At 31.8% G+C, this 24,579-nt stretch carries 30 protein-coding genes and 1 pseudogene; 2 read left to right on the forward strand and 29 right to left on the reverse strand.

The window, feature by feature from the left end; all coding sequences use genetic code 11:
- Positions 1 to 164: 164 nt before the first annotated feature.
- From ACE94K_RS12435 to ACE94K_RS12515, 17 genes and pseudogenes are all read right to left on the reverse strand, one after another.
- Positions 165 to 917 (reverse strand): hypothetical protein, encoded by a 753-nt coding sequence (locus ACE94K_RS12435; protein WP_378172606.1) that lies wholly within the window; start codon positions 915 to 917, stop codon positions 165 to 167.
- Positions 918 to 987: 70 nt separating this feature from the next.
- Positions 988 to 1,443, reverse strand: a complete 456-nt coding sequence (locus ACE94K_RS12440; protein WP_378172607.1) for a hypothetical protein — start codon at positions 1,441 to 1,443, stop codon at positions 988 to 990.
- Positions 1,444 to 1,537: 94 nt separating this feature from the next.
- Positions 1,538 to 2,119, reverse strand: coding sequence for a hypothetical protein (locus ACE94K_RS12445; protein ID WP_378172610.1), 582 nt, complete (start codon positions 2,117 to 2,119; stop codon positions 1,538 to 1,540).
- 149 nt (positions 2,120 to 2,268) lie between these two features.
- Positions 2,269 to 2,727 (reverse strand): hypothetical protein, encoded by a 459-nt coding sequence (locus ACE94K_RS12450; protein WP_378172612.1) that lies wholly within the window; start codon positions 2,725 to 2,727, stop codon positions 2,269 to 2,271.
- A gap of 95 nt (positions 2,728 to 2,822) precedes the next feature.
- Positions 2,823 to 3,482: a hypothetical protein gene (locus tag ACE94K_RS12455; protein WP_378172615.1), complete on the reverse strand. Its 660-nt coding sequence runs from the start codon at positions 3,480 to 3,482 to the stop codon at positions 2,823 to 2,825.
- A 22-nt stretch (positions 3,483 to 3,504) separates the two neighbouring features.
- Positions 3,505 to 3,984: a hypothetical protein gene (locus ACE94K_RS12460; protein WP_343914843.1), complete on the reverse strand. Its 480-nt coding sequence runs from the start codon at positions 3,982 to 3,984 to the stop codon at positions 3,505 to 3,507.
- 639 nt (positions 3,985 to 4,623) lie between these two features.
- Positions 4,624 to 4,929, reverse strand: coding sequence for a type II toxin-antitoxin system RelE/ParE family toxin (locus ACE94K_RS12465; RefSeq protein WP_378172618.1), 306 nt, complete (start codon positions 4,927 to 4,929; stop codon positions 4,624 to 4,626).
- Positions 4,929 to 5,147 carry a hypothetical protein gene (locus ACE94K_RS12470; RefSeq protein WP_378172620.1) on the reverse strand — a complete coding sequence of 73 codons (219 nt, stop codon included), beginning with the start codon at positions 5,145 to 5,147 and terminating at the stop codon, positions 4,929 to 4,931. Before ACE94K_RS12470 ends, ACE94K_RS12465 begins: the two co-directional genes overlap by 1 nt.
- A gap of 226 nt (positions 5,148 to 5,373) precedes the next feature.
- On the reverse strand, positions 5,374 to 5,898 hold the full coding sequence (locus ACE94K_RS12475) for a hypothetical protein (protein WP_378172623.1): 525 nt from the start codon (positions 5,896 to 5,898) through the stop codon (positions 5,374 to 5,376).
- Between the two features lie 157 nt (positions 5,899 to 6,055).
- Positions 6,056 to 6,745 (reverse strand): hypothetical protein, encoded by a 690-nt coding sequence (locus ACE94K_RS12480; RefSeq protein WP_378172626.1) that lies wholly within the window; start codon positions 6,743 to 6,745, stop codon positions 6,056 to 6,058.
- Positions 6,746 to 6,831: 86 nt separating this feature from the next.
- Positions 6,832 to 7,236 carry a hypothetical protein gene (locus ACE94K_RS12485; RefSeq protein WP_378172628.1) on the reverse strand — a complete coding sequence of 135 codons (405 nt, stop codon included), beginning with the start codon at positions 7,234 to 7,236 and terminating at the stop codon, positions 6,832 to 6,834.
- A 111-nt stretch (positions 7,237 to 7,347) separates the two neighbouring features.
- Positions 7,348 to 8,151 carry an integrase core domain-containing protein gene (locus ACE94K_RS12490; protein ID WP_378184274.1) on the reverse strand — a complete coding sequence of 268 codons (804 nt, stop codon included), beginning with the start codon at positions 8,149 to 8,151 and terminating at the stop codon, positions 7,348 to 7,350.
- Positions 8,152 to 8,196: 45 nt separating this feature from the next.
- Positions 8,197 to 8,454: pseudogene (locus tag ACE94K_RS12495) on the reverse strand (helix-turn-helix domain-containing protein); the annotation flags it as partial.
- A gap of 349 nt (positions 8,455 to 8,803) precedes the next feature.
- Positions 8,804 to 9,253 carry a hypothetical protein gene (locus ACE94K_RS12500; protein WP_378172630.1) on the reverse strand — a complete coding sequence of 150 codons (450 nt, stop codon included), beginning with the start codon at positions 9,251 to 9,253 and terminating at the stop codon, positions 8,804 to 8,806.
- Between the two features lie 124 nt (positions 9,254 to 9,377).
- A complete protein-coding gene (locus tag ACE94K_RS12505) occupies positions 9,378 to 9,728 on the reverse strand; it encodes a hypothetical protein (protein WP_378172633.1) in 351 nt (116 codons plus the stop codon).
- 596 nt (positions 9,729 to 10,324) lie between these two features.
- Positions 10,325 to 10,834 carry a hypothetical protein gene (locus ACE94K_RS12510; protein WP_378172636.1) on the reverse strand — a complete coding sequence of 170 codons (510 nt, stop codon included), beginning with the start codon at positions 10,832 to 10,834 and terminating at the stop codon, positions 10,325 to 10,327.
- Positions 10,835 to 11,132: 298 nt separating this feature from the next.
- On the reverse strand, positions 11,133 to 11,861 hold the full coding sequence (locus ACE94K_RS12515) for a hypothetical protein (protein WP_378172638.1): 729 nt from the start codon (positions 11,859 to 11,861) through the stop codon (positions 11,133 to 11,135).
- A 199-nt stretch (positions 11,862 to 12,060) separates the two neighbouring features.
- Between ACE94K_RS12515 and ACE94K_RS12520 the strand changes: the two genes are divergently transcribed.
- The gene (locus tag ACE94K_RS12520; RefSeq protein ID WP_378172582.1) at positions 12,061 to 13,116 is read left to right on the forward strand and encodes an IS110 family transposase; all 1,056 of its coding nucleotides are present in this window, start codon (positions 12,061 to 12,063) and stop codon (positions 13,114 to 13,116) included.
- A gap of 336 nt (positions 13,117 to 13,452) precedes the next feature.
- On the opposite strand, the gene ACE94K_RS12525 is transcribed toward ACE94K_RS12520, so the two are convergent.
- The 12 genes from ACE94K_RS12525 to xerA form a co-directional block, all read right to left on the reverse strand.
- Positions 13,453 to 14,112, reverse strand: a complete 660-nt coding sequence (locus ACE94K_RS12525; protein WP_378172641.1) for a hypothetical protein — start codon at positions 14,110 to 14,112, stop codon at positions 13,453 to 13,455.
- Between the two features lie 170 nt (positions 14,113 to 14,282).
- Positions 14,283 to 15,533, reverse strand: coding sequence for a hypothetical protein (locus ACE94K_RS12530; protein ID WP_378172643.1), 1,251 nt, complete (start codon positions 15,531 to 15,533; stop codon positions 14,283 to 14,285).
- A gap of 698 nt (positions 15,534 to 16,231) precedes the next feature.
- Entirely contained in the window at positions 16,232 to 16,981 is a 750-nt protein-coding gene (locus tag ACE94K_RS12535) for a DUF6794 domain-containing protein (RefSeq protein WP_378172646.1), read from the reverse strand.
- Between the two features lie 90 nt (positions 16,982 to 17,071).
- Complete coding sequence (locus ACE94K_RS12540) at positions 17,072 to 17,638, reverse strand: hypothetical protein (RefSeq protein WP_378172649.1); 567 nt, start codon at positions 17,636 to 17,638, stop codon at positions 17,072 to 17,074.
- 200 nt (positions 17,639 to 17,838) lie between these two features.
- Positions 17,839 to 18,813, reverse strand: coding sequence for a hypothetical protein (locus ACE94K_RS12545; RefSeq protein WP_378172651.1), 975 nt, complete (start codon positions 18,811 to 18,813; stop codon positions 17,839 to 17,841).
- A 198-nt stretch (positions 18,814 to 19,011) separates the two neighbouring features.
- The gene (locus ACE94K_RS12550) at positions 19,012 to 19,365 is read right to left on the reverse strand and encodes a hypothetical protein (RefSeq protein ID WP_378172654.1); all 354 of its coding nucleotides are present in this window, start codon (positions 19,363 to 19,365) and stop codon (positions 19,012 to 19,014) included.
- Complete coding sequence (locus ACE94K_RS12555) at positions 19,365 to 19,775, reverse strand: hypothetical protein (protein ID WP_378172656.1); 411 nt, start codon at positions 19,773 to 19,775, stop codon at positions 19,365 to 19,367. Before ACE94K_RS12555 ends, ACE94K_RS12550 begins: the two co-directional genes overlap by 1 nt.
- Positions 19,776 to 19,858: 83 nt before the next feature.
- Positions 19,859 to 20,503 (reverse strand): hypothetical protein, encoded by a 645-nt coding sequence (locus ACE94K_RS12560; RefSeq protein WP_378172659.1) that lies wholly within the window; start codon positions 20,501 to 20,503, stop codon positions 19,859 to 19,861.
- 113 nt (positions 20,504 to 20,616) lie between these two features.
- Positions 20,617 to 21,210 (reverse strand): phosphopantetheine-binding protein, encoded by a 594-nt coding sequence (locus ACE94K_RS12565; protein WP_378172662.1) that lies wholly within the window; start codon positions 21,208 to 21,210, stop codon positions 20,617 to 20,619.
- Between the two features lie 200 nt (positions 21,211 to 21,410).
- Entirely contained in the window at positions 21,411 to 21,821 is a 411-nt protein-coding gene (locus ACE94K_RS12570) for a hypothetical protein (protein ID WP_378172663.1), read from the reverse strand.
- 213 nt (positions 21,822 to 22,034) lie between these two features.
- The gene (locus tag ACE94K_RS12575) at positions 22,035 to 22,565 is read right to left on the reverse strand and encodes an RDD family protein (protein ID WP_378184276.1); all 531 of its coding nucleotides are present in this window, start codon (positions 22,563 to 22,565) and stop codon (positions 22,035 to 22,037) included.
- Between the two features lie 27 nt (positions 22,566 to 22,592).
- A complete protein-coding gene (xerA, locus tag ACE94K_RS12580; protein ID WP_378172665.1) occupies positions 22,593 to 23,726 on the reverse strand; it encodes a site-specific tyrosine recombinase/integron integrase in 1,134 nt (377 codons plus the stop codon).
- A 130-nt stretch (positions 23,727 to 23,856) separates the two neighbouring features.
- On the opposite strand from xerA, the gene ACE94K_RS12585 reads away from it, so the two are divergent.
- Positions 23,857 to 24,234: a hypothetical protein gene (locus tag ACE94K_RS12585; protein WP_378172667.1), complete on the forward strand. Its 378-nt coding sequence runs from the start codon at positions 23,857 to 23,859 to the stop codon at positions 24,232 to 24,234.
- Positions 24,235 to 24,579 lie beyond the last annotated feature (345 nt).

The raw sequence follows: 24,579 nt of genomic DNA on the forward strand, positions 1-24,579 counted from the left end.
AACTTTGTAAAGGATGTTTGTTTAACGTACCGAATTACTTACAACGTAATTGTATATGGTTTGTTGCGTGTTTTAATCACCTAATTTAGCAAATACAAACCGAATAGAAAATCCGCGAGGATTTTCGTAAGTAGGCTAGAACTAGCAATAAATTATATACGGTGTTACCACACGTTTTTATTAATTCCGATTAGTTTTTTCATTACTTGATTATATCGGTACATTATTTTAATTTTTTCGCGAGTTGGTTCAAAGTAGTAATTATATTTTATTCCGTATTCTACTTCTATTTGTTTCTGTCTTTCAATTGATTCTTCTGTTGGCCAGCATGTACTAATACCTAACAATTCAAGTTTTCCATTATTAAAATCCAATTCCGCTTGTCGTTCATTGTATTTAGCATAGAATTTCGGTTCACTAATTGAATCTCGATGAACACACAATTTTTTATCAGATATTCTAAGTTTTAAGGTGTCTTTTATTTGACTTAAATCAAATTGAAATTTCTCGTTGAAAACTGGCGAATGGTCGTTTACAATAATTCTAATAGTATCATTCGATTCAGTTCCGATTTTAAAAATTCCAGTTGAGTCAGTTTTAAGTTTTGTTACTTGATTATTTTGCTCAATCTTAATTCTATGAATTCGATTGGTCAAATGTTTAATCGTAGCATCTGGAAAAGATTCCAGAATTTTCCAATCACTTTCAATTGATTTATAAAATTCCACTTTTCCGACAATTTCTTTTTGAGAGTAAAGACTTTGTTGGAAAATCAAAATGGTCAATATGAATAGTGTTTTTCTCAAATGTGTGGTAACGTTATAAGTATGTGTCGTAGCAGAGCAAAATGTTACCAAGGCATCGACATTTTCTGCGCTGATTTTATAACTTTTCTCTCCATAAAATCTTTGCGCCATAGCAAATATACAAGAACCATTGGGCTATCACTTAACTGCTATGATCACATACTTGGTGTTATAGCCTTTTTTAAAATGTATAAAAGCGAACAAAATGCTTATATTTCACATTTACAGCTTTTCCGTTATTCACACCAGGAGACATTTTGGGAAGCAAACTAAATATTTCATAAACATTATTTATAGCTGTTTGTGTTGGTCCATCCACTTTTATGTTTTCAATTTCTCCGTTGCTATTGATTATGAATTCGCTTTTAATCTCAACTAGCGTTCTAGACTTAAATTCTTTTGAGATCAGTTCTGTATTTAATTTTCGGTGAATAAAACCGTTGATTTTGTCTTTTGTACATTTTTTATTTTTTTCCTCTTTCTTTTTTCTTTTACAATCGTTAAAGAGTGGAGCAATTTCAACATCTTTCCACTCAATAAATTCGGTTTGAGTTTTTTCCGTTTCGTTAATTACTTCTTGCGATTTAACAGATAAAATTGTTAAAATAAAAAGGAGAACTGATAATTTTATTTTCATATTTAATTTTGATTGGCTATAACGTCTCTTGTATGGTGCGTTTGCTTCCCGAAGGGAGCAAATGAACTATACAAATTGTTATGTCTTTTTTATTTTATTCAAATAGTTGTTTCATTTCTTCGTTCTCCGATTTTTGAGCAAGTTTATTCCCTAAATTCCAGATTTCTTTCTCCCAATTTCTCCATCGTTCAGTATTCGGATTGTTAACGGAAAAATGAGTTTCGATATTTTGTGCTATCACATTATACTCATAAGATACTCCGTCAAGAGTTATTCTTTTATTTGCTGTAAATAATTCAAGGTCATCAATCTTCTTAACTGGATCATTAAATTCCTCAATTTGCTCCTCAAAATAGAGTTCCGTTACTTTTCCTTTTGAGTCATATAGAAAGATACCTTGAATTAGTTTTTCAGGATTTTTAATACCTCGGAACTCACTTTCGTCAAGTTTTATGGTAATTAATCCTCCAAAACCCACGAATGACCTACTTATTTTGGCAATCCAAATGTAATCAACTCCAATTTCGTTATCTCTCCAACCTTTTTCATTTCTAATGGTATGCCCTCCGCTATAAAGTCCGTCTAATCCAAATTTAAGAGCAAGAGATTTTTTCATAGCTTGGTTAAATTGAAAAGTACCTAACTCATAAGATTGTTTTGTTTCTGCTCTACTCATTTTTTGTAATTAGACATAACGGTTTTGTATAAGATTAGTTGCGTGTTTTAAGCACCTAATTTAGCAAATACAAACCGAATAGAAAATCCGCGAGGATTTTCGTAAGTAGGCTTGCACTAGCAATTAATTTTATACGGTGTTGTAGTGCGTTATTTATTTTGCGCAATGTTGTTTGTATATTTTCCGACAGCTTTCAATTCCGCAATTCCACTTTCTTTTTCAGCTAATTTTTTCAATTCTCGGCAAAATATATCAATCGAATTTGGTTCAACTATCAATTCCATTGTCAGTTTGTCTTTCTCTTCTTTTCTGTATTCCGTTGCAACATTTTCTTCCATTGTAATTAGTAATCCGCATTTTCCAGTCAAACCGATTTTATAAAATTCCATTTGAAAATAAGCGTAACCGTCTTTTTCTCCGCAAGAATGAGTCACTCTATCTTTTCCAAATGGAAATCCATTAAGTTCATTTACAAATTTGAGTAGAGATTCAGATACTTCGTAAACTTCCGTAATTCCAGAATATCGTCCATTATTCGCCGAAACTTTTAATTCGAACATATGTTCATCTTTCCAGATGATTTCCAATTTTAAATATCTTTCGTTCATTTTTTCTCTAATGCACTACAACGTTTAATGTATGGTGTCGTAGCTATCCCGCAGGGTAGCTATGCACTATACATAGTGTTGTAAAATCGTTTTTTTTATTCAATTTCGTTTCTAATTTCATTTCCCCAGTAATAGGCAAAATTATCAGCATAGTTTTCTGCTCTTTGCTTTTTATAGTTTGGACTCCAATATCTCTGATAAACACTATCCATTTGATGCCCGATTTCGTGAAGAAGTAAGCTTTCTAAATAATATCTCTTAATTTTTTCTTCAGTCCATTTTAAAGTCCAATTTCCTTTTGAGTGAATCAATTCAGGCTCGTAGTCAGAATACCATTTTAGTGTTTTGTTAGATGGTTTTTTATTTCCAAATTCCATTTTTAAGTCAGTTGGAAATGGGTAAAGTACAATTAAATTCACTCCACTACCACAAATGAAACAACCTTGAAAACTTCCTTCTTTTTCATATTCTTTATTGGTCATTTTTCTCAACCATATATGAGTCAGATTCTCCGTGTGTTTAGATGGTAATTTCTTTAAAAACTCTTTAATTTCATCAACTGTTACTGGGAAATATAAATCTCTTGATGAATTATCCACTATAAAAATTGGAGTTTCTTCATTTTCAGTTGGCGCTGAAAAATTATGTTGTCGATTGAAAATATTATCTGCAAGTTTCGGTCTTTTTCTTCCGCCTTTTACATCCCCGAATTTTCGACTTTTTTTCCAAGCTGTTTCTTTTCTATTTTGTCTCATTTCGGTTTCTTGTAAAACGTTTTTATTTATTCATTTGTTTTTCAAACTCACTCAATATATAATCAGCATCATTTTCGGATAGCTCATTAATTTCAACATTACTCTTTACTTCATTTTTCGACATCATAGTTCTCATAAGAATAATTTTAAACACGTCCTTTCTTTCTTCTACTTTGTTATACTGCTTTTCATTCAAAACGTTCTCAAATGTTCCTTTCATTTTTAACCAAAGATTAATTTCTTTATCAATATTGAGGTCACGTTTAAAATTTGTAATTGTTTCCTCTAAACTTATTGGATATACTTCCTCAAAAGTCTGGTGAATCGATTTAATTTTTGTCAGTTGGTCTTCAGATAAGTTTTCGTGTTGAATCGGTCCAGGTATTAATTCGTTTGGGTCAATAGTAATCGTTTCACTTTTTTGTTTTTTAGTCTTATTAGTACAGGAAAATATTAATAAAGCAATTCCGATTACCGCAATTATTGTTAATGTTATTTTCATTCAGTTTAAATGTTTTACAACGCTGCATGTATGAATCGGGGCTTGCAAAAAAGCTTTAACCAATCGATCCATCCGCGCTTGTTTTTGATTATTTCCTGCCTTTGCCGGCAGGCAAGTACAAACCTATTAAAAATCAGCGCCATTACAAATACAAAATAACCTTTTGATATGCGAAAATTGCCCTGATTTCATACATCGTGTTATGGCACGTACCACTTTTCTAAGCCTGAACTTTGTAAACAAGCCGCAGTAAAGTGATATCAGATTACGAATTGCTCCGTATTATTTTTCTTAATCTCCCGCGATCACTTTGCTGCCTTTGGATATATCACTTACCAAACTAAAAAATCACAAACCCTTTTTCCGTCAAAATTATCGTGATACGCCAAAAAAAGCGATTTTTCAGCACGTATTGCTCCGAAACCCTACGTTTTCGTGATTTTTTCATCGCTTTTTTACTTTTGATCCGATACAAACCACTGTAAAAACTCTCAGTTCATACGATCGAGGCTCGTCCGCATACAGGTTCAGATTGCGTTTTGCTTTTCAGATAACAAGTATGTGCCTTAACGTCTCTTGTATGGTGTGTTTGCTTCCCGAAGGGAGCATATGCACTATACAAAATGTTAGGTTTTCGTACTATTTTAATTGCTTTTTAAGTTTGCTTGGGTTTTGCCTTGTATCAAAGAGAGTAATTATTTCGATTTCTTTTTTTTCAAAATTAACTCTGTAATAAAAAGTCGTTTGTTTTGTAACAACACATTTATAAAGTCCATTTAACTCCTTAGATCTTGGACAACTATCGGGTTGTAAAGTTATTTGATTAATTTTTTCAGTTAATTTAGCTACAAACTCGTTTTTAACTTTTAAATTCCATTTTTCTATAAGATATTCAGTGAGTTTTAGAAGTTTAGATTCGGCAAGTTCGGATAGGTAAACTTTCATTAAGAAATCTTTTTCAAAACATCATCATAGGAAATTCGTTGGCCTTTTTCGAGTTCCTCAATCCCTCTTTTAATTTCTTTTTTTTCTGATGCACTTAAATCATTCCAAAAATCTGCTTTTTCATTGTTAATATAGTCAGTCACTTTTTTAATGAATTCACTACTATCGATATTCAAAATCATTTTAACCAGCTCAATTTTAGAAGTTTTAATATCCATTTCCTTTCCTTTGTTTCAAAAATACGAAAAAATTAAATTTGATTCTTATTTGGGTATGAAACCTAACGCCAAATATATGAATCGGAGCAAGGTAAGTATACCTGAACCAATCGATCTATCTGCGCATTTTTATTTCTTGTTTAATTTATAAAAATCTAGCGCCACTGCAAAAAGGAAATGACCTTTTGATCTGGCACTACACTTTGTTCTGATTTCATATATAATGTTATGAGCTCGCTTTTTTCAGTCGTAATTGATAAATCACTCCGAAAATTAATCCGATTAACCCTCCAATATAACTAAGTGTATGCATTGTTCCAACCGTCAAGAAAGCACTTTTATCCGTCACTCCATCGGGAATTGTCCATTCAGAATTTAGTTTAGAAATAATAAATTTACCGATTAAAATTCCTAAAAGCCCTATTCCAACTGCAATTCCCATTGTCCGTATAGAAGCTCCGAAAATACTTTTCCGCATCAGTTTTGTATTTGGCATAATCAATCCAATTGATCCAACTATAATTCCGATTATAAGTCCTGTCCACCAAGTTGAAAAAAAACCAACAATAGATGCGGATAATCGTGGTTGATTTTGTCCCATAAATCCTATTTGAAATTGAGGAAATTTGAACTTGGTAAAATATTCAGGAGATATTGAGAAAGAAATTTGATCGTGCAAAATTCCATATACTCCAGCTATAAGAGGTAGAGCTATTAAAGTCAATATTAGAATTCCAATTTTTTTAATCATCCATTTTTAGGGCTTGCTCATTACGTCTAGTATAACCGTTAGTTACGGGAAAATCAGCAGGATTTTTCCGCTGACGGTTAAAGTTAATAAATAGGCGAGAATTTTCTAATATAAAATTCCGCCGTAATTGCGGTTATACATTGTTAGGCAACGTTTTTTATTCATACATCAAGTTTTCCAGTTCGCTTTTTTCTCCATTGTAAATTTTAAAGAAATCAGTTGGATTGTCGGCTATTTGTTTAACCATTTTTTCGTGGTCGTGATTTAGTCGATATACTTTTCCTCTTTTGTCCACTGCAATATAATTTCCGTCTTCCATATCCAAAATTGTGTAGAATAGTTTTTCGTCAAATTCAATTTCGAACGTGTAGTCCAATTCCAAAAGTTCAATTTGCTCTTTGGTTAGGGATTTTAATATTTTTTCTGCTGTCTTTTGGTCTGGGTTTTCCATTTTCAGATGCTCCAGTTCTATTTGGTTTTTCTGAATTTGGTTTAAGTCAAATGTTTTATGAAAATACTCTGGGTTATCTACTTCTATTTTGGTCAGTCCGTCAGATTGATAATATAATTTAATCGGTTGGAAGAGATTTTCTTTTTTGTTCCAAACTGAAATTCCAGTCAGATTAAAACAGGTTTTGTGATTTCTGTTTATAATCTCAAATTCTTTAGGCTTATAACCACGAGAAATATAAATCCCTCTCGGTTCGTGCATAAAACTAATTCCGTAAGCTTTAGAAAGTCCGATTACCGTTTTGATTTGAGGCATTTCAGGTTCCAACAATTCAGCTATTTTAAGTCCGAACTGTTCAATATGTTTCTTTTTTGTTTTTCGATTGAAAATGCTCATTTCAAATGTTGCCTAACGTTTAATATAACAAACGTTGCTGACCTAAAGGGCAGCTATGTTTTGTTATATAGTGTTAGCATCTTTTTTTAGTTTTCTATTAATATTTTCGAAATATTTTTCTTGTCATACGAGTGTTGAAAGACTGTAATTGTGTCAATCGGAGATTCGTTAGTGTAATAACTCAAAGTACTCGTCACATATATTTTGTCAGATGTTAGACTGTCAATTCTTGAATTCTGAAGGCGGGCAGATGAATGATTTTTATTTTCTACTCGAATCAAATATTGTTTATTGAACCAATTATTATATCCATCATCTTCTCTGTGCTCATAGAATTTCATTCGTTGACCTTTTACATCAATTTCAATAGTGTCAACTGCTTGTCCACCAAATGATGTTTTTCCAAAATCAATATGACAGTATTTTCCAATTAAAGTACGATCAAGTTTATCCGTCTCATAATATCTAATATTTGAACCATCTTGAGCCATTAAGTAAGAGAAAAAGAATGTCCCGATTATAGTTAATACAAATTTTCTTTTCATTTCGTAATTCTAATGTTCATTAAGATACATAGTTTACACAAGTTAAAGATTAGGTGTTTACACTAAATTAGTTTCTAACCTTGTCGATTGTTGTTTATGTCTTAGGTTTCTTTGATCAAAGAAACCTAAAAATACATTTCTATAATAGACTTTCCAAATTCCGTTTCCTTGCTCTTGTATTCCGACATATTTTCCTTTTAAAGCAGCTGTTAAATATACCCAATAATAAGACTTCCATCTTATGGCTCCACTCTTTGTTACTTTGAGTACTTTATAGTCGTTATCATAGTCGTAGTGTGCTATTTTTTCAGGATAAGGTCTGCAGGAAAAATCGTGTACATCAGCGGGTGTTTTCATATCCAAAGCTTCGTGTGGTCTGATGTGATTATATTCCTTTACAAAGTGATTTAAACGTCTTTGTTGAGCTTTTAAATCATAGGCAGAAGGTTTAGCACAAGCAGCCTTTAAATCGCGGTGCATACGTTCGTGTCTTCCATTTTGTTCAGGGTGTGCTGGGTCAGAAAATACGGGAGTGATTCCTAGTTCTATAAACCAATAGGAGAGCTGTGTATATCGTTGAATAGCTCTTACAGATCCAAAAGGGCTTCCATTATCGGTATGTATCTGTTTTGGGATACCATAAGTTCTAAAAACCTTTGTAAACTCTGTTTTAGCAGCCTTGAGGGTTTCTTTGTAGTGTCCTTTGGCTGTGAATAAGAATCGACTTTTAGAGTCCGCAATAGTAAGAGGATGGCAATAGATTTTATTACCCATTAAGAACTTTCCTTTATAATCTGCACTCCATACTTCATTACAGGATTTTGGGTCAAAAATAGGGTAGGTGGGTTTTACTCTTCGCATTCGTTTTTGGGGACTGACCAGACCGTTTTTTCGAAGGATATTATGAACAGTCACTACAGAAGGGATTTCTTCTTCAGCAAACTCTTTAAACAATAAAGTTCTAATTTTCTTAGCTCCCCATAGCTTGTATTTTTCTTTTAATTTAAGAATACCATCAATGATTTTTTGATCGGTTGCATTAGGATGTTTTCCTGGTTTTCTGGATTGTTCTTTTAGACCTTCAAAGCCTTGGTTTTCGAATCGATCAATCAATTTATAAGCTGTTGGTCTGGAGATTTTAAAATTCCTACACAATTCTGTAACGGTATATTTTCCAGTGCGTCATTCACAGATAAATTCAATTTTTTGTTCCATAGTTGTTGTCGTTTTCCAAGGCATGATAATTTGATTTTTCCCTCAAATTATACCTTAAAAAGTGTAAACTATGTTTCTTTAACTTTGTAAAGGATGTTTGTTTAACGTACCCTAATTACACACAACGTTTAATATATGTGTCGTAGCAGGGCAAAATGTTACCCTGTTTTTCGATATTTCTGCGCATTGGTTGCTAACTTTTCCATTTTGCAAGCATTGCGCCATTGCAAAAATACAAGAACCTTTTGATTCATTACCAAACTGCTATGATCACATATATCGTGTTGTACAACGTTTTTTATGCAGAAATCCCTAAATCAGTAGGTTTCCAATTCTCAATTTCAATTCCATAAATAGTAAACCCTTTTTTTTCCACATAATTGATTTCCCATTTATTTAATTCTGTCGGGTTTTCAGGTATATTTATAAAAGAAACATTCAAATCACTTTCAATGGATATATTAGAATAATCAGAGTCAAGTTTTTTTATTTTCATATTTAAAAAACTCTCTAATGAGTTAATCAATTCAGGGTATTTTTTTTCAATTGATAGAATAAGTTGCTTTTGTTTTTCCGTAATCCCTTCAGAGTTATTGTAAATATAAAATTCCACTAATTCATTTATCGAATTTATTTTTCGATCAACATTCCAGTAAGATTCGTCTATTTGATTAGACTTTCTGAAGGTAAGAGTTCCAAGAGTAGCGTCAATTATTTTCTTTCTTTTTTTCTTAAAAATACTAAACATACTTCTTAATCTATGATATGTTGTACAACGGTTAGTATATGAAGTGTAGTGACCGAATGGGAGCTATGATTTCATATACATTGTTAGCATTTCGTTTTTCATTATTTTTTTACAAGTTTCTACTTCAAGCGTCTTTATTGTCCAATTCTATAATTTCAATAGTTATCAATTTTTCTCTCACTGTTTCGGGTGGGTTTTCATTTCCCCAACTGTGACATTCAAGAGTTAGTTTAGAATTCTCAATGAAAATTAAGAATCCAACTTCAAAGTTGTCCGCACGTCCGAATAAAGTTGGCTCTGAAATAGTCATTCTTTCTTTTGGAAGTATGTGATTTGTTAATTCAAGAAAATATCCTGCACCAGTGTAATCATAACCTGTAATTGGACTGGTCAATATAGAATTCAATTCTTCATCGCCGAACTTATCGCTCAACATTAGATTAACAACTTCTATTTCGTACTTGGTTAATTTCATATTAATGAATGCTAACGCTATATATAAGTGTCGTAGCAGGGCAAAAAGTTACCCCTATTTTCGATTTATCTGCGCAATGATTGATAATTTACTCAAAATCAATGATTGCGCCATTGCAAAAATACACGATCCCATCGATTTATCCCTAAACTGCTATGATCACTTATATGATGTTGTGGGGCGTACCATTTTTTAAATCCAGAACTTTGCAAATACTCCGCAGCGAGGCGATGGTTGTTTGCGAACCACTCCGTACTGATTTTATTTCTCACCGCGGTCGCCTTGCTGCCAATCGATTAGATCCAGACTAAACCAAAATTGCCTTGACCTTTATTTCGTCCGCTGTTGATCAGCCCAAAAAAGCGGTTTTTTGCACGCTTTACTCCGTAACCCTCCATAATTTTGGAATTTTTCACCGCTTTTTTCCTCGATCAGGTACGAACCACCGCAAAAAATCAGCAGTCTTCGATTTGGCGTCCGTCCGCAGTTGCGTTCTGATTGCGCATTGCTTTTCACATCCGCAGTATGCCCTACAACGGTTCTTGTATGTTGCGTTTGCTTCCCGAAGGGAGCATATGCAATATACAAATTGTTAGCTACTGGTTTTTAATTTGTTTTTCCATTCCAATTTTATAATACTTTCTCCGATTCAATTTATTTTCTTCAGACGAAATAACTTTAAATTTGATTTCATTGTAATTGTTTTTTAAGAAAATATATAATTCGTCGTCAATTTCTTTGATTCGGTATTCATATAAGTTTTTATCAGTCGTTACATAACAAGAAGAAGGTTCATCACAAGTTTGACAGTCAATGAAATTCACTCTATTGTTTTTTTGAAATTTTAATTCAACGGTTCTGCAAATATTTTTTTCACGAGTAGCTATTTCACTTGTATAGATTTCAACTTTTTGAGATTTGAAGAAGATGCTGTCTATATTATTTGAAATAATTTTTGAATAGTATGAATATCCGTTCTTCTTTTCTTCTTTTTTGGATTCCTTAATTAGTTTTTTTATTTCGGATTTAGTCATTTGTTGAGAAAAACAAGCGCTATAAGAAAACAAAAACAAGTTTAAAATGGTAATGGTTAATAGAACTTTCATTTTTATATTATTAGATTTCCAAAAATAGATTTACGCTATAATTCAGAAAAGGCATAATGAGTAAAACAGTCCTTTCAATGAGTTAAAGTTCTCTCAACTTGTAGCTAACGTTTAGCTATGCGTAGTGCGGGAGCAGAAAATCATTGGTTTTCGAGCTAGCACTTAGCCAAAGTTTATATTTTGTTTTTATCTTTTCTAAAATACCAAATTTAATACTTTGGCGACAAACCAAATTAGCAATAACTTTTCGATTAATCACAAAACCCGCATTATCGCATAGGTGTTGTTAGGTACAGTACTATTTAATTTTAATTGGCTTAAATATTCCATAATCAGAAAAAGATTCAACTCGTGTTGTATTTTTTGGTGTTAAGAAATATGTTCTGTTAGACATAATTTCATTATTCTCTTTATTAATGGTTAAGTCTTTTAAAACTAATTTTATTATTTCAGAGTTCTTATTCTCTTGAATAAACACCATTTTCTTTTTGAGTTTTAAACTATCAAGATGTTTTCCATTCAAACTCTCAATATCATCTAAATCGTAAAAAAAAATACTATCTCTTTTTTCCTTAAAACTTTCAAAGTGAAACCTTCCTAATCCGCCTCCTCTTTCAGCAAACCCGCGATATTGATAAGTATAATGCTCGATTTTAATATCTTCTTTTTTTAATTCCTCAAATTCGATCGGCTCGTAAATTGGATTTGATTTAGAGTAGTCCTGTCCGCAACTATTATCACATTTATGACTTACTCCAGTAATAGAATTTTTATTCGGGATATCTTTTAAATAATAAAAAGGTAATTCTTTGGGGATATCTACTTTGAAAGTTTCTGCGGAATCTAAAATTATATACCCATTCGCATTTGAATCTCTCCCTCCCCAAGCGTCATATTTATAAATTATTTTGGAAGTTCCTTCTATTTTTAGACCATATAATTCACTTATATCCCATTCACCAACTCCGCAACTTTGAAATAAAAGTATCGTAAGAATTAGAATTAAAGTTTTACTTAGTATTTTCATTCACTTTTTTCGGTCTGGTATTGTACCTAACGGTATTGTGTATGATTTGTGCGATTGAGAATCCGCAGGATTTTCAGTCGTTGCAAATCAGTTTGTTAAATATATGATTTTAATTTGAAGAATAAATTAAGCATAAATTATAGCATCAATGAAAAAGCAGTAAGTCCAGTATCTTTAAAGTTCACAAAAACACTAAGACATGGAAACTGAACTGACTGCCCAATCAAATTTATACATTGGTATTGATATTCACAAGCGAAGTTGGAAGATACATTGCTCCACTGATTTATTTTCTGGTAAATCGTTTACGATGCCTCCTAAGCCAGAGGTTTTATTAGAATATGTTACTAAACATTTTCCAGATTACAGGGTTACAACTGCTTACGAAGCTGGCTGTTGTGGTTACTATGCCCATCGAAAATTTGAGAGTTATGGTTGGAATTCCTTAGTGGTAAACCCAGCAGACATTCATCGAAAAGGCAAGGAGAAATATACAAAAACAGATAAAATAGATGCCCAACTGATTAGTAGAGAATTAAAAGATGGAAGACTAGAAAGTATTCATATTCCTGAATTAAAACAGGAACATCTTCGGAGCCTTTTTAGAAGGCGTAATGATTTGGTTAAGGATTATAGACGCGTAAAGAGCTATATAAAAATGCAATTATTATATTTTGGTATTCCTATTCCTGAAGAGTTTGATAATGATCATTGGAGTCATAAATTTCGTTATTGGGTAGATGGAGTTGTTTTTAGATATTCTACAGCTCGTGAGACCTTAGATAGTAGGATGCGTTATTTTAGATTTATAGATAAAGAAATACGAGATGTATCCACTAAACTACGAGCTTATTGCCGCAAACATTATAAAAAGGATTATTATTTGTTGAGGAGTATCCCTGGTATTGGAGGTATTGTAGCTTGTGGTATTATAAGTGAATTAGGGGATTTACGTCGTTTTAACAGTATTAAACATCTAGCAGGTTATGTTGGGTTAGCTCCTGGTATCCATCAAAGCGGAGACCATCAAAGGAGTAGTGGAATCACAATGAGAGCCCATCGATTGATGCGGAGCTATTTTATAGAAGCCTCATGGCAGGCTATACGTACAGACCCAGTAATGCAGGGCTATTATCGTAAACATTTAGGCAAAAACGTAAAGACAATAATCATTAAGGTGGCTCGCAAATTATTGAGTCGAACCTTAGCAGTAATCAAAACAGAGATACCTTACTCTGTAGGAGTCATAGAATAATTAACAGATAACAAAGCTCACAAAGAAGTAGTAAAGCCTGTATCACAAAACAACGTGGGTGAATCAGTATCATTGATATCACATTTTTATAGCAAGTGAACAGGTTTATTATAGCTTATAATCATACAGATGCTGGTGACGGCTCTAGAAGCTGATCACATATAGGATGCGGAGCAAGTTATAAAGTATTTAAATGTTGACAATTTGCAACAAAAGGAAGAGAATTGCCAACATTTAAACACTTCAAAGTAATCATTATGAGATAATTAAAATATAAATATTAACTTTGAAAAACTGAGCTAGTGCTTTTCATAGGAGCCATTGTTAGCAGCTGTATTATTTTATTCTTATTAGTTTATTATTTCTTCCAATTGCTTTCCTTGAAATATCATTCACAAATATTGTATCTCTATTTATATCATAAGTTCTTTTTAGAATTGCGAATTCTTCTCCGACAAACTGATTTAATTTGAAATCGATTTTATTTGGTTTTCGAGAGTCTTTATAATAAGTCATATCAGGTGTGAACACTTTGTTTTGAAATTCAATTGTGTATTTGTCAATTCCATTGTTTTTGTCGACAATTTTCAGGTTTTCTATATCCTTGTAAGAGATATTAATTTCTCCGAGACTATTTGTTTTAAATTTTCTGTCAGTATCATTAAATCTTACGATAACATTAATTGGTTCCCGATATAAGTTTTTAAAAGTAAGTAATAAAGAGTCAGGATTATCTTCCCAACAGCCATATCCAATGTCAACACTGTCAATTCTTGCTGTAGATTTTCTTATTAGAGATATTTTACTATTGTCAAATTCATAAGTTCCTTTTTCAGTTCTATTCTCGAAAAAATTTGGGTATTTGAATTTATACGTTTTATCTCCATAAAGATATAATTCACAAGAATCGTTTTTATTCGAATATGTTTGACCTTCTTTACAGCCGTAGATTGAACTGATTAAAATTATTGCGAATATGATTTTCAGTTTATTCAATTTGTTTTTAGCGGTTCGTTTATATTGCTGCTAACGGTTTTGTATAAGATTAGTTGCGTGGTTAAGTAACGAATTTAGCAAATACAAACCGAATAGAAAATCCGCAAGGACTTTCGTAAGTAGGCTCGTACCAAGCAATTAATTTTATACGTTGTTAGCCACAGTTTTTATTAATCCCATCTTGACCTTGAACTAAACCCGTCTCCAAGTTCAGTTTTTACATATTCTAACGCAAATTTAATTCCGTATTCGTGTGCATCTAATGATTGTACTGGATAACCAGTTGGTAAATAAATATGGTAATAACCATCTGCATAGGTGTGAGCAAATTCTAAGTCAATTAAGGCTTGAGTAATTTCTGAATTTGAATCCCAACATATTAAATTAGCTCGACCACAAGGATATGAATCTCCGTGTTTTTTAGCATATTCTCCAGTTTTGTTATAACAAATTTCAGAAGCTTTATTAATTACTGTTCGCACTTTTTCAAGCATTTCCTTTGAAACGGTTATTTTCTCAATTTTGGGAATAGTATTTATTGGTAAATCTTCAATTTTTATTAACTCATCATTAGGTGTGAAGCTTTTTAGTTCATCTAAAGCCAAAACATATGTTTTCCTAATTAATTCGAGGTCATATTCTCTGCCATAATTAGTTCCCTTTGAATGATAAAGATTTTGTAATTGGTCAATTACTTGTTCCACTTCTTCTGCGGTTTTAACTAATACCACAATTTTGCTAAATTTTACTGTGTCATTTTGCGCATAAAAAGGCATTCCAGGAAAATAAAATTCGTCATCTAAATCTGCCCATCGCCATTCCCTTTCGTGAGTCCAGTCAATTTTTCTTTTTGTACCGATATTTGTATAAACATATCTATATTGCTCTTTTAGTCCAATTCCGCAATTTGATGCTAAATTTCTAAGTCCTTTACCAAAATATTCATCACTTTCTTTTGCTTCTTGATGCTTTCCGCTAAGTCCATAAATTACAGGTCTGGCTCCAGCAGCAAATAATTCTTCTCGCATAAAAGCTATTCCATATTGTTGAGTTAAATTTTTAGCGTTACGAATATTCGCATATTCAATTAATCCGTAAAGTGGCATTTCTGTAAAACAAACTGCTGATTTAGGTCCATAAATAGTAGGATTCATTTTTCTGAAAGACCATCCAGCTCTGACATAACCATCGTGTAAAATTTTCATTAAAACACTAAAAGCTGTAGCATCAGATTCTAATCCATAATCAGATTCCTCTGACTCGTCTATTTGGTAGATTGGTTCTCCTTCGAAGTCAAAATTGTCTGGAAATGGCAAATATTCAAATGTTTCTGGATGCAATGAAAATTCCAAAGGGTCGTTTTCAGGATTTCTATCGTGAACAAAATGTATTATCCAATCTGTTAAATCGTGTCTTGGCATAAATTGTGGCTAACAATAAGTGTAAGATGAGCGGTAGCGTCGTTGATTAAATCGTTTGCGTAGCGTTAGCGAAGACAAACTATTTGATCAATGCAATCTTACATAATGTTATGTGCTTTTCTTTTTTGATTAATTTATCGTAAAATTAAAAAATAAAATCTCAGTTGTTCTATTTTGGCAGGCAAAAAAACTCCCAACTTTTTCGGAGCTACCCAAACCTATGGATGTATAGATCAGTCTATAATCTGTTGGTGCAGGGAACTTAATACTCCGTTTTCCATTCTGATAAACATTCCACAATTCCGCTTCAAATTTGACTTTGTAAAAAATTTTCGCGACCTTAATCAAGTATTTTATAACGTGCTAACGTTTGGATAGTGTAACTCTCCACGATACCATCGCAAAATACTTGGGCAAATCCTTTTCGCAAAGCATTTGTCCGTACTGCTTATCAGAATAAAACTCCGTAATCCCAGCGTATCCCTCCGAAAAAATTGTCAGATCAAAATGGGACAATTGCACCTAACGCTAAATATATGAATCGGAGCAAGGCAAACACACCTGAACCAATTGATTTATCTGCGCATTTTTATTTCTTATTAAACTTATAAAAATCCAGCGCCTTTGCAAAAAGGAAATGACCTTTTGATCTAGCACTAAATTGCTCTGATTTCATATATGATGTTACCATTAGTTTTTTATTCTATATTAAATGAATCTTCCAAAGAAAAGTCAATTTCGTCACCCTTAATTATTTTATTCATAAAGTATTTTATTTCGGGGTTATTGATTTTTAAGACTCTCAATTTTAAGTAGTAATCTTTATATGCTTTTTTGGGATTATCAGAGAATGAGTCCTTTATAATATATTTTCTTGTAATAATTCCATCAATCAGTAAATGTTTTTTCTTGTCAAATTTCCATTCATCGTTTGGACAATCGTAGCTAACCACACTATTTTTTGTCATCTCACTTACAGGCATTTGAATACGAATGCTATCGTTAATGTTATATTTGGTATATAGTTTTTCAGCTTTTCTTTTTCGTCTATTTTGACAATCTACAGTTGGTTTAAGACTTTCTATAATTCCATTTACTTGATCCATAAGTTTGATATCTGTTTTATTGAGATATCTGTGATAGGATGTCAAAATAATACCAGACATATAATCATAATGTTCAATTTTTAGGTCATTGAAAAATTTCACTATTGAGTCCGATTTTTCATTATGTCTAAGAAGATTGTTTCTTATCTGCATTCCAATTCCAAAATGATAATTTCTTGGGGTGGTATCATTTTCAGATATTTTTTTGAATTCGTTAATCTCGTTTTTGTCCCAATTATCATTTAAATATTCGAAAGAATAGATTAGTTCAGAAGGAACCTTTGTCTTTTTGTGACAAGATAATAATGTCAAAACTAGTATTAGGAGTAGTGATTTTTTCAATAGTTTTTAATTAATGGTAACGTTTCTTGTATGTTGCGTTTGCCTGCCGAAGGTGGCATATGCAATATACAAATTGTTGTGTATAGTTTTTTAATAGGCAAATCGATTAAAAATTCCGATCAATTTCCATTCGTCATTCAAGTTTTGATATAGGCAGGAGTATCCTCCGTTATTTCCGAATTTAAAACTAATCATGCCATATTTATTATCGCCAGAAAAAACAGGTCTAGATATTGATAATGGCCAGCCTCTCCATTTATTGGGATTATTATTATACTGTCTCATTTTTCTTTTCAGCTCTCTTTGTTGTTCTTTAGATTTCGGTTTAATAGATTCCAGAGCAACATTGATAATAATTTTCTGATTCTTTTTTGTCAGATAAACTTCATTTAGTTCATCCATTTTCCATTCCGTCAAGTTTTGAGTAGTAGTTTTTGAAATTAGTTCGATTAAGATTGTCGAATCATTCAAAATCAGCTTACTTTCATTTAGCTCATAGAGATAATTATTGATGTTCCATTTATCCGTTTTTAAATTAGGTTTGTAACCCTCTATGTCAACAATCTTTGTTTTATCAACTAAAGCTAAATCTAATAAATCTTGAGAAGAAAGATTATAACCGAAAAGTATTATGAATAAGTATAGTAGTTTCTTCATTATTTGGTCAGTTTATCCTCAAAACTAAAATGGTTAGCTTACGAATAAAACTCAAAATGAGTAAACCTACTTTTTTAGAAGATTAACTACCCGAATCATTTAGTTATTGGACTTGATAATTATACACAACGTCTCTTGTATGTTGCGTTTGCCTGCCGCAGGCGGCATATGCAATATACAAATTGTTGTGCGTTCGTTTTTTACATCACTTTAATCAGTTCATCAGTCCACCTGTTAACCTGATTTTCATTTTCCGTGATTTTATTTATTAATTCTGAATATTTTGTTTCAAGTTCAGAATTCTCAAAAATTAGTTCTTCATTCTCATATTCCCATTTTCCGCTGTTTAAGTTGAGAAACTCAACAATTTTAATCAAGTTATTTCCATAACTGATATGAGAATTAATGAATGGTTTAAAAACTGGTTTTTGAATTGAATCTTTTTTATTTATTCCTCTCATAACGCCAATGAGAGTTTGATTGTTTTCTGGAATGTTTTTATTCAAGTCAATGATTAGAGATTTTCTATTTTCAAAGTGACTTTTGTAAGATTCAGATTGTTTTCGATAATATTTTAGTACTCCAATTTGATACTCAAATTCTTCTTGATTATTTAATACTGAATAATCTAAAATTCGAGGTGCCAAAACTGAATCATAAGCTTTTTGCCAATTTATCATTACCGAGCTGTTAAGGTTAGAAAATTTTTGAAGGTTTATATAAACTTCCTGTTCATTTCCTGTACTATTTTTAATCATTTTGGATATTCCGTTATCAACGTTAGAGATGTGTTCTCTATAAGCAGTAAGTCCATCTTCTTCATTATTGATTCTTTCTTTGTATTCTTCAACTGATTTAGTGATTGAATCAACACTTTCAGATTGCTCTTTGCTCATTGATCCGATTTCTTTTATCATTCCAAAGCACATTAGAGTTAGAATGATATTAAAAGTGTATGTTCCTGAGTATTCTTTCTTTCCTTTTATTAACCAAACCATAAGAGCAAAAAATAGAGGTATTATTGCGGAAGTTGCAATTGATCCGAATAGGTAACCAAGACTAAATCCATTTATCCCGTCTCTTCTTAAAAATATTAAGGACGAAATTCCGATTACTATTAGAGCAAAAATCCAATTAACTTTTGATAGTTTAAATCCTCTTTTTTGTTTTTCCATAACTTTATTCAAATGACGCACAACGTCTCGGCTATGGTTAGTACGGGAATTAAAAGTAGTGAACTTTCGATTAAGCACTTAGCCAAAACTTTTTATTTTATCTTTTTTTATAAAGCCAAATCAAAAGATTTGGCGGACTTGGTTAAAAGCTCTAAACTTTGGGTTAAGTACCAAAACCCGTATTAATTATAGCCATTGTTAGGCATCTGGCTTTATCTTTCCGCTTTCACGAATTTCCAATAAAATCAGTTCAAGTTTTTCGGTTATTATTTTTTGAGACTTTGATTTTTCTATTTTTAGCGGATTATCCCAATCTTTATTTTCTATAACATAAATTTTAAATTCGCCTTTATTAGAAGATATTTCTCCGTACCAACCTAAATCAATTATCAGATTTGAATAATCAAATTCAATTTGTAAAAGGTCTTCTGTTAAATTATATAGATTTCTTTCTTCTGTAAAATCAATTTTAGGGTCATACGTTGTAAAATCATTTTTTGCGATTCTACATCCACTTGGAATAATTAAAGGTTGTAATTTATATTCAATCATTAATCAGTGATTTCAGTCAGATTTAAATCCAATTCTTTCATAGCTTCGTCAATATTGAATTCAAAGTCTTTAGGAATATTTACAGTTGCTATTCCTCCAAAATCCACTTGCCAAAATCCACCGCGCTTAGTTAATTCGTCTCCTAAAACTCTATAATCAGATTCTTTATACTGAGGTGATAAAAAGAAGCGTCTTGTTATAAAATCAGAGTCTTTTAAGATTTTAACTATTTCGTGTAATCCGTCTTTATTAATCCTTGTTTCAAATTCAGTTCCTTTTGTTAAGCGACAATTGAAAATATCATTATCTGTCATTCTGAATTTGTTTTCAGACAATTGTTCAACATAGAGGTTTCCAGTTGATTTTTCTCGTTTATCATAAACCCGAATTTCGATTTCTTTCGTTTCCATTCTTATTTTTTTTCAGCTTGTGCCTAACGTTTCTTGTATGTTGCGTTTGCCTGCCGAAGGCGGCATATGCAATATACAAATTGTTATGTGCTTGCTTTTCCAAGATTTTTATTAATCATCTTTTGAATTCCGTTAATCTCTTCGCTGTGCTTGTCAGAGTTAAAATTCCGATTCTTTCCAAAATAGAAAATATCATTATGGTCGAAAATCAGACACCAATTTAGAGTTTTGTCCCAAATCACTTCGTCGGAACCAAAAAATATGTCTTCACTAAATTTGATTACCATTTTCCAAGTCAAAATAAATCCCCAGTCTGGTTGAGTTATCCAAAAAACTTTTTGGTCAAAAGGAATTCCTTTTTCATAAAGCCATTTCTTTACCTTTTGATTGTCATTTTCCCCAAATGAAAGCTCATCTTGTTCGTTAAAGTACTTTCCTATTGCTGAAATAGAACCTAAATACCTTTGAGTGTTTTCAAAATTCCATAAGAACTTGGATGCAGGAGAGGTCAAAGCTATTATTTGATCTTCAAATTCATGAGATAATTTTTTATTATCATCTTCAAATTTCCATTTCAGAGGATGTTCCGATAAGGGTATTGAAAAAGTATGTACGTTTTCTAATGTGATTTTATCTTTCATTTCAGATATTTCTTCTTGCACATAACGTTTAATATATGTGTCGTAGCGAGGCAAAATGTTACCTTGCTTTTCGATTTTTCTGCGCATTGGTTGCTAACTTTTCCATTTTGCAAGCATTGCGCCTTACCAAAAATACAATAACCTTTCGATTCATCACTTAGCTGCTATGATCACATATATGTTGTTGTACAGCGTTTTATTTAATCTATTCCCAGATCATTTGTAAAAGAATGATGCAATTCAATTTCACTTATCGGAACACCTGTTTTATCCTCCGTTATTCCACAAATAATTCTTTCTATTTCGTATTTACTCGAAATACGTTCGATGGGAATCAATTCATCGGAATTCATTGAAATAATCCAATCGGTAAGTTTTCGTAAAGTATTTTCTGCTACAGGTTCCGTTCGATCAAATATTTTGAAACCTAAAAAGCGAACTTCTTTGTTCAAAGTACTGTTAAAATCTAGGTCAACTAAATCCGGAACTTTTAGTCCAATTCGATTCTCTAATTTAGTCCAATCAGATTTTAGATCAGTTTTGTTGAGTAAATCGATCATTTTAGTATTTGGTGAAATACTTTGCTTCTCGTTACCAAACTCCTCAAAAGCACGTCTTACTCTATAGAAAACTATTTGTGATAAGCATTTCTTATTCGGTTCCAGCTTTAATCTTTGAAAGATTGCATCAGCCATTTGTTGAATCGTACCAATGTTTGCATATTCGGCATCTGGAATAGTTACTCCAAATTTGTCTTCGATAGACATTGCCAATTCTACAGAATCTAATCCCATCTTATATTGTTTTTAATGCTGTACAACGCCAAATATATGAATCGGAGCAAGACAAGTAAGCCTGAACCAATCGATCTATCTGCGCATTTTTATTTCTTATTCAATTTATAAAAATCTAGCGCCATTGCAAAAAGGAAATGACCTTTCGATCTAGCACTAAACTCTGCTCTGATTTCATATATGATGTTAGCAACTGGATTTTATTTTAGATTAACTTTGTTTTTAATATGTTTTGATTCAATTAAACCAATCAATTGTTCAGTCGGCTCAATATTCCGTCCTTCAATATTCCAAAACCTCCATTTTTTTAGATCAATTTTGTTCTCAAAATATTCAAATGCGCAACCTCCGCTACTATCATTTTTCTTGAGTACGATATCATATTCACCTTCCGCAATTTTAATTTTATCTTCAGTTATAAATGACCATTTTGCAATGCGATAGTTGTAATTAACTTGAGTTGGAACAGTTCCGCAAAAAGTATAGGAGCCATTTTTGATCTTTCCAATTGCATTTACATTATATGAGTTATTTTTGATTTCAGTTGATTTTTTATCCTTACAGCTTACAATCAAGCTAATAATAAAAATAAGTATTGATATTTTTCGCAAACTATTCAGATTTTAATTCAGATTATTCATCTTGTTGCTAACGTTTAATATATGTGTCGTAGCAAGGCAAAATGTTACCTTGCTTTTCGATTTTTCTTGCGCAATGGTTGCTAACTTTTTCCTTCTGCAAGCATTGCGCCTTACCAAAAATACAACAACCATTCGATTAATTACTTTGCTGCTATGATCACATATATAGTGTTATCTCTTGTTTTAATTTATCATTATATTAGTAAATAAAAATCCGTAAAACCATAAAAGCCCATAAATATTGGCAATTCCGAATAATAATCCGAAAACTAACTCTTTTTTTAATTCGTAGTTTTTTAGCTCTGAACCAATCGTTTTTAAATTTCGTTCAGTTTCAATTCCGATTTTTGTGGTCGCTATTTTGTCTCCTATTCTTTGTGTTGGACTAATAAATGTGAAAAGCAAATCAAATGGTATAATTGGCAAAAAATTCCGCAACGAGCTTTTCCATTCGTCCGCTTTTTGGTCAGTCAGATTCTGTACTTGAATTCCTAATAATCTTTTACCAATACTTTTTCCATTTAGAAAATCCTTATTCATTGTAATTGGATACACAATCATCATTGAAATGAATAGATCATAAGTCAGTGAAAAAATTATAAATCCGATTATTCCCATAATCAGATAGTCAATAATAAATGCTTTTGTTCGATTTTCAAGTATTGCTTTCAGATCTTTTAGTTTTTTTAATAAGAGATAACAATTGTATAACAGCTATTGCTGTTATATCTCTTTTATCATCTACAAATCTAGAGGATTTTTAATCATTCTAAAAGTATTTGTAGCAACATGAGTGTAAATTTCTGTTGTTTTACTGGAGCTATGCCCCAATAATGATTGTATGTAACGTAAGTCAGTTCCGTTCTCAAGTAGATGTGTAGCAAAACTATGTCTTAACGTATGCGGAGTGATCCTTTTTGTAATTCTAGATTTTTTAGCGGCTTTTTCAAGGATTGCTTTTACACTGCTTGCACTGTAAGGATTTCCTTTTGGTCCCTCAAATAAATAGTGTTTAGGTTGGTATTGTTTAAAATAATTTCTTAAATCTTTTAATAAATTGACAGATAATAATGTATACCTATCCTTATTACCTTTTGCATCGACAACCCGTATAACCATTCGCTTGCTATCGATATCGGATATTTTTAAATTAAGTAATTCAGCTCTTCGTAATCCGGCAGAATACAAAAGGCTAACAATACATTTATGTTTTAAGTTATTGGTGTTATTAATGATCGATAAGATTTCCTCCTTACATAACACAACAGGAAGTTTTTGCTGTTTTCTAGGTCGTTCTATAGCATAAAACCTATTTGGCATATTAAGAACAAGCTCGTAATAAAACTTTATGCTATTAATAGTCAGATTGATATAGGAATTTGATTTTTTCTCACTTATTAATTTTTTAAGATATCTTCTTATTTCCTGCTCTCCAATGCATAAAAGTTCAATATCCTTATAATAATTTATAAAAGCTTCAAAAGCATTGACATAAGATCTTACCGTATTTTGAGAATAACGTTTCAATAATAGTTTTTGCAAGTATTCTTCTGGACAAACTCTATAGGCGTTTGTTAGCTTTCTGTTCTTAAATAATTCAAGATTAGCGATTGGGTTGGAAGGGTTAATGACTTTGTCGCTATAAAAATAATTACAATTAATCCAAGCGACACCTCTGAATTTCTGAAAAATTAAATCTATATTTTCCTGATTATTAAGGATATAAGGCATTTTAAAATGATTACTCCACTTGGGATTTGGTAACTCTTTAATCAAAGCCTGGATTATTTTATCCGGGTAGAACTGCAAACCAATCATTTTTTGTTGATTGATCATTAGGTGCTTCAGCGTGATATGTTTGCTAATATGTTTCATGCATGTCAAATATGATTGATTATATAACCAATCGCAATCAAAGCCATCGAATTAAACGTTTAATAAACGTTTAATTCGATGGATAGGTAACATTTTTAAGAATAATGACACTATCTTAGAAAGATGTTTTATGAAACGAAATTGTACCTTTTGTAACGAGAAGCTTGAAGGAAGAGTTGGTAAAAAGTTTTGTTCTTCTTATTGTAGATCGGCTTTTTATTATCAACAAAATAAAGAGAAAGAATATTCCTTGTTTAAAAAAATAGATCAACAGCTTAAGACAAACCGTAAGATTCTTAAAAATTATAATCGAGCTGGGCTTGTTACTATTCGCAAAGGAAAGTTGATTAAAGAAGGTTTTGATCCAAAGTATTTTACGCATTATTGGAAAAACAGCAAAGGCCAAGTGTACCTTTTCTGCTATGAATATGGCTTTCTGGAGTTAAAAGATAATGCTAAAAGCAAATATCTTTTGGTGATTTGGCAATCGTATATGGACACTTCTTAAGTTTTAACAAAAACTGTTGCAAAAAAAGCCTTTTCAAAGCAAACTTGCCAAAACCCACTTCCAGCCCTAGGTGGGGGTACCTATGTAAGTGGGTATTTCACAATTGGCACATCACTCGGGGTACTTATACAAGTGGATGTACTCGTTTCAAAGGTTCATTTGGGGCACTTCTAAAATAGGGTAAGGGTACTTAAAACAGAAACATGGCCAGGTATAAACAGAAGTGTCACTTGTGTTTTATACAGGACTGACTTATGTTTTAGCAAGGGGAGAGGTACTGTCCAGGTAGGAGGGGGTAGTTCTTAAGTACCTCTTTTAGTTCTTGCAATGTTAATTTTTTAGCAG

The sequence above is a fragment of the Aquimarina besae genome (assembly GCF_042434905.1).
Classification (GTDB): Bacteria; Bacteroidota; Bacteroidia; order Flavobacteriales; family Flavobacteriaceae; genus Aquimarina.